General features: G+C 49.4%; 4 protein-coding genes. All 4 read left to right on the forward strand.

The features are described from left to right. Window positions 1-252: cupin domain-containing protein (locus VIS94_14830; GenBank protein ID HEY9162349.1), on the forward strand; the 252-nt coding region annotated here is incomplete at its 5' end. A 219-nt stretch (window positions 253-471) separates the two neighbouring features. Beyond that, window positions 472-1,872 carry an IS256 family transposase gene (locus VIS94_14835; GenBank protein HEY9162350.1) on the forward strand — a complete coding sequence of 467 codons (1,401 nt, stop codon included), beginning with the start codon at window positions 472-474 and terminating at the stop codon, window positions 1,870-1,872. A gap of 54 nt (window positions 1,873-1,926) precedes the next feature. Continuing rightward, on the forward strand, window positions 1,927-3,468 hold the full coding sequence (gene istA, locus VIS94_14840) for an IS21 family transposase (GenBank protein HEY9162351.1): 1,542 nt from the start codon (window positions 1,927-1,929) through the stop codon (window positions 3,466-3,468). Between the two features lies 1 nt (window position 3,469). Beyond that, on the forward strand, window positions 3,470-4,207 hold the full coding sequence (gene istB / locus VIS94_14845; protein ID HEY9162352.1) for an IS21-like element helper ATPase IstB: 738 nt from the start codon (window positions 3,470-3,472) through the stop codon (window positions 4,205-4,207). Window positions 4,208-4,388 lie beyond the last annotated feature (181 nt).

A 4,388-nucleotide genomic window follows, 5' to 3' on the forward strand; every position in this document is an offset into this window, starting at 1 on the left:
GGGCGGCAACTTCGAATGCGTATGGTGACCATCGAGCCTGGAGGTGTCTTTGGCCCAATTCACGACCATAAAGACAGACCAGGCACAGTCTACATATTGCAAGGAACTATCACTGACCATCGAAATGGGGTCGCTACGGACTATGGACCGGGAGTGGGCTGGCCCGAGGATAGGAACACCATACACTGGCTTGAGAACAGAGGAACGATTCCGGCGGTGGAGATCTCAATAGATATAGTCAGGCAAGAGTAAGGTCATGCACTGGGGTCATACACTGGGGTCGAATCTTTAATATTGACAATTGTGCCCCAAAAAATTAAACAGGCACAATTACTCTATTGCTGATATAAAAAAATAGGTAGTGTATAATTTTTTGTGTAAATTTAAAGGAGCCAAAAAGGTAGAAAAAAAGGCGCTTTTCCTTTAGAAGGGTTTTTCCCCAAAAACCAAATCATAAAAGGAGAAAGCGCCATGAAACTGGAAGTAACGGTAGCGGAGATTGCAGATATTTTCAAGGTTATTCAGGAACGGCCGGAGCAACTTTTTGAGCTGATCCGACTGGATGTTAGAGATACAGTTGGGAAGTATTTGACGGCCATGATGGACGCAGAGCTGACCCAATTTATGGGACGAGATGCCTATGTTCGAGTTGCCGGCAATGCAAAGCATCGCAACGGTTCCTATGATCGTTCTTTCACATTAAAGAATATAGGAGAGGTCAAAGTCAAGATTCCCCGTGATCGAGAAGGAGAATTTAAGACCTCGGTCCTTCCCAGGAGCAGGCAATACGAGACAGAGCTTGGCAGAGATTTGGGTATTTTGTTTTTAGGCGGTATCAGCACCCGTAGTCTCTCGATGATTTCGGAGAGATTGATCGGCCGGAAGATATCTCCGGCGGAGGTCAGCTCAGTCAATGTGGAATTAACGGAAGCCGTGTTAAAATGGCGGCAGCGAGATTTATCACAAGAGCCGGTTAGATATCTTTTCATAGATGGTGTCCATTTCAATATGCGTTTGGAGCAAAGTATAGAGAGAGTTCCGGTTCTTGTGGCTATTGGAGTGACGGAAACAGGGCAGAAGCTGGTTTTGAGTTTACAATCCGGAGATAAGGAATCGGCTGCTTCCTGGCGGGAGTTTTTTAAGGATTTAAAATCCCGTGGCTTGGACGGAAGCAAAGTAACGTTAGGCATCATGGACGGCTTACCGGGCCTGGAAACAGTCTTCAAGGAAGAATTCCCCCGGGCTAAGACCCAGCGCTGCCAAGTCCATGTGGCCCGGAATGTCCTGGCCAAGGTACCCAAGAAGTTCAAGCAGGAAGTGGCTGATGATCTGCGATCTATCTTCTACGCCCCTTCACGCGAGAAGTCTTGGGCGTATTTTGAATCCTTTCGGCAGAGATGGCAAAAGAGTGTTCCTTCTGCGGTAGAATGCCTGGAACGGAGCATTGATGCCTGTTTGACCTTTTTCAACTTTCCTCCTGACGAGTGGATCTCATTGCGAACGACTAATATTATTGAGCGGCTGAACAAGGAATTTCGAAGAAGGACCAGACCGATGGAGATACTGGCCGGGGAGGCAGCCTGTTATCGGATTCTGGCTTTTATATGCCTGAAAATGGAATTGCACTGGCGGTCAAACCCTGTAGGTAAAGTGCGTAAAAATCTGCCTTTCTTCAAAGAATTGGCCTATGAAAATTTTACATGGAGAATCCGCTGCAAGGCAGCGCCCTATTCCGGTGGAAGGCAGCACCCCAATCCGGAGGATGCCGGCACCCTGATCCGGGGCAAAGCAGCAGGTTTTTGTGAAGTAGCGGAAAGGCCTGCCGGCATGGCGGAATCAGGTGCTTTCATCCCGGAATGGAACTCATACTGACAAACTGACCGATAACGGCCATACTGTTTTCCAAAACGCAATAGGGAGGCACGGATGGCACAGGAAAGGATCAGTATGAGAAAAATCAAAGAAGTCTTACGACTGCACTACGAAGCAAAACTATCCCAGGCAAACATCGCCAAGGTCAACCATATCAGCCGCTATACGGTCGGACAATACATCATGCGGTTTGCCGCCGCCGGCTTAAGCTGGCCGCTTTCCGGGGAGATCAACGATACGCTATTGGAGAGCAAACTGTTCCCCGGTAAAAAAGACAAAAGCAGGCGTCCTGCCCTGGACTATGGGTATTTATTAAAAGAAATCCGCCGACCGGACGCCACCCTGGCCGTATTGTGGGAAGAATACAAGCAACAAAATCCGGATGGATATCAGTACAGCTATTTCTGTGATTTATTCAATGCTTATCGCGGGAAACTCAACTACAGCATGCGGCAGGAACACAAGGCCGGGGAGAAGACCTTTCTGGACTTCGGTGACAGTCCGCTGAAGATAATCGACCGTCAAACCGGACAGGAAACCCGCACCAAGATATTTGTCAGCGTCTGGGGCGCCTCCAATTACCTGTATGCGGAAAGCTCTCTGGACGAGAAACTGGCCACCTGGATCAGTCTGAATATCCACGCGTTGGAGTATTACGGCTGCTGTCCCCGGGCGATGGTGCCGGACAATCTAAAATCCGCCGTCAGTAAAGCCTCCCGGTATGAACCGGATATCAATCCCACCTATGCGGAGTTTGCCGAACATTACGGCACCGTCATCTTTCCGGCCAGGCCTTATCGACCGAAGGACAAATCCCGCGCGGAAAATGGCGTGAAGCTGGCCAAGCGGTGGATACTGTTCCGACTGCGCAATCAGACCTTTTATTCACTGAGAGAATTAAACCAGGCGATCCGGGTACTGCTGGCTGACTTTAATCGCCGCACCATGAAGAAAATGAAGAAGAGCCGCCGGGAGCTCTTTGAACTGTGGGACAAGCCGCATGCCCTGCCATTGCCGGAGAAACGTTATGAATACGCCGAATGGAAAAAAGCAAAAGTGCAGTTTAACTATCACATTGCCTATGGCAGCCATAATTACTCTGTTCCCTATACATTCGTTCATAAAGAAGTCGATATCAAGGCAACCGTCAGTCTCCTGGAGGTGTACTATCACGGGAACCGTATCTGTTCCCACGCCAGAAGTTACCGGGAGCATGGTTATACGACCGTAAGAGAACACATGCCTGAACGGCACATTAAATATCTGGAGTGGACGCCGGAGAGAATCTTCAACTATGCGGGGAAATACGGCCCTGCAGTCCAGGAACTTGTTCAGGAAATCATGGCGCAAAGAAAGTTTCCCGAACAGGCTTACAAAGCCTGCCTGGGCATTATCAGACTGGAGAATGTGTATTCGGCAAATCGTCTGAACCTGGCCTGCCGAAGGGCTTTGGACTACAAGGCGTTTTCTTACCGGAGCGTAGAGAACATTTTAAAGAACGGGCTGGATAAACAGGTATCGTTGTCACCGTCCCCTTCATTTAACCGGAAGCACGAAAATATCCGCGGCGCCGATTATTACCGGGAGGGCCGATAAAATGACGAGCCAGACTCTGTCCAAAATGTACGAAATGAAGTTGCACGGTATGGCCGCCTCGTTTCAGTCCCGGCGGATTATGCCGGATCATCAGGATTTAAATCATGATGAGTTTACCGCCTTACTGGTGGATGACGAGTATATCCATCGCCGGAACAACCGTCAACGCCGCCTGCTGCAAATGGCCAAGCTAAAGTTTTCTTCCGCCGCTTTGGAAAACATTGATTACCAGACCAACAGAGGCCTCCTGAAAGCGAAGATCACGACTTTACAAAACAATCAGTGGCTGGAGAAGCATCAGAATATTTTGATCTCCGGTCCGACCGGGGTGGGCAAAAGTTATCTGGCCTGTGCTTTCGGTCAGTGGGCCTGTCGTTACGGTTTTACCGTCTCTTACCACCGTTGGCCGCGGATGCTGGGGGACTTTCTGGCCGCCCGGGGTGAAGGTCATTATCTGAAATATCTGCAGAAACTGACCAAAGTAGATTTATTGATCATTGACGACTTTGGCCTCAACTCCCTGGCGGACACCGACAAAAAAGATCTGCTGGAAATCATCGAAGACCGTTACATGGTCAAATCCACCCTCATTGCCAGTCAGTTGCCCATCAAAGACTGGCACGCCTTCATCGGTGATCCGACCATCGCCGATGCGGTCTGCGACCGCTTGTTTCATGTCGCCCATAAATTTGAACTCAAAGGAGGTTCCATGCGTAAAAAAACAGAAATTATTGATTGATGACAGCAGGTGTGTTACTCAAACCACGGTCAGTTTTTCAGTAGGCGGCAGGGTGCTGCCTTCCTCCGGATTCACCTGCTGCTTTCAGCGGATTTTACAATGACGGAACTATATGGACATCCGGCATTCGGCGCTTCGTGGGAAGGCTGGTGTATTGAACAGCTTATTTGCGCGCTGCCGC

It is taken from the genome of Desulfomonilia bacterium (assembly GCA_036567785.1).
In the GTDB taxonomy this organism is placed as follows: domain Bacteria; phylum Desulfobacterota; class Desulfomonilia; order UBA1062; family UBA1062; genus DATCTV01.

What these genes read in the sequence shown, in the direction of transcription:
- istA (HEY9162351.1), top strand. Translation starts at nt 1,927, where the DNA reads ATGGCACAGGAAAGGATCAGTATGAGAAAAATCAAAGAAGTCTTACGA.
- istB (HEY9162352.1), top strand. Translation starts at nt 3,470, where the DNA reads ATGACGAGCCAGACTCTGTCCAAAATGTACGAAATGAAGTTGCACGGT.
- VIS94_14835 (HEY9162350.1), top strand. Translation starts at nt 472, where the DNA reads ATGAAACTGGAAGTAACGGTAGCGGAGATTGCAGATATTTTCAAGGTT.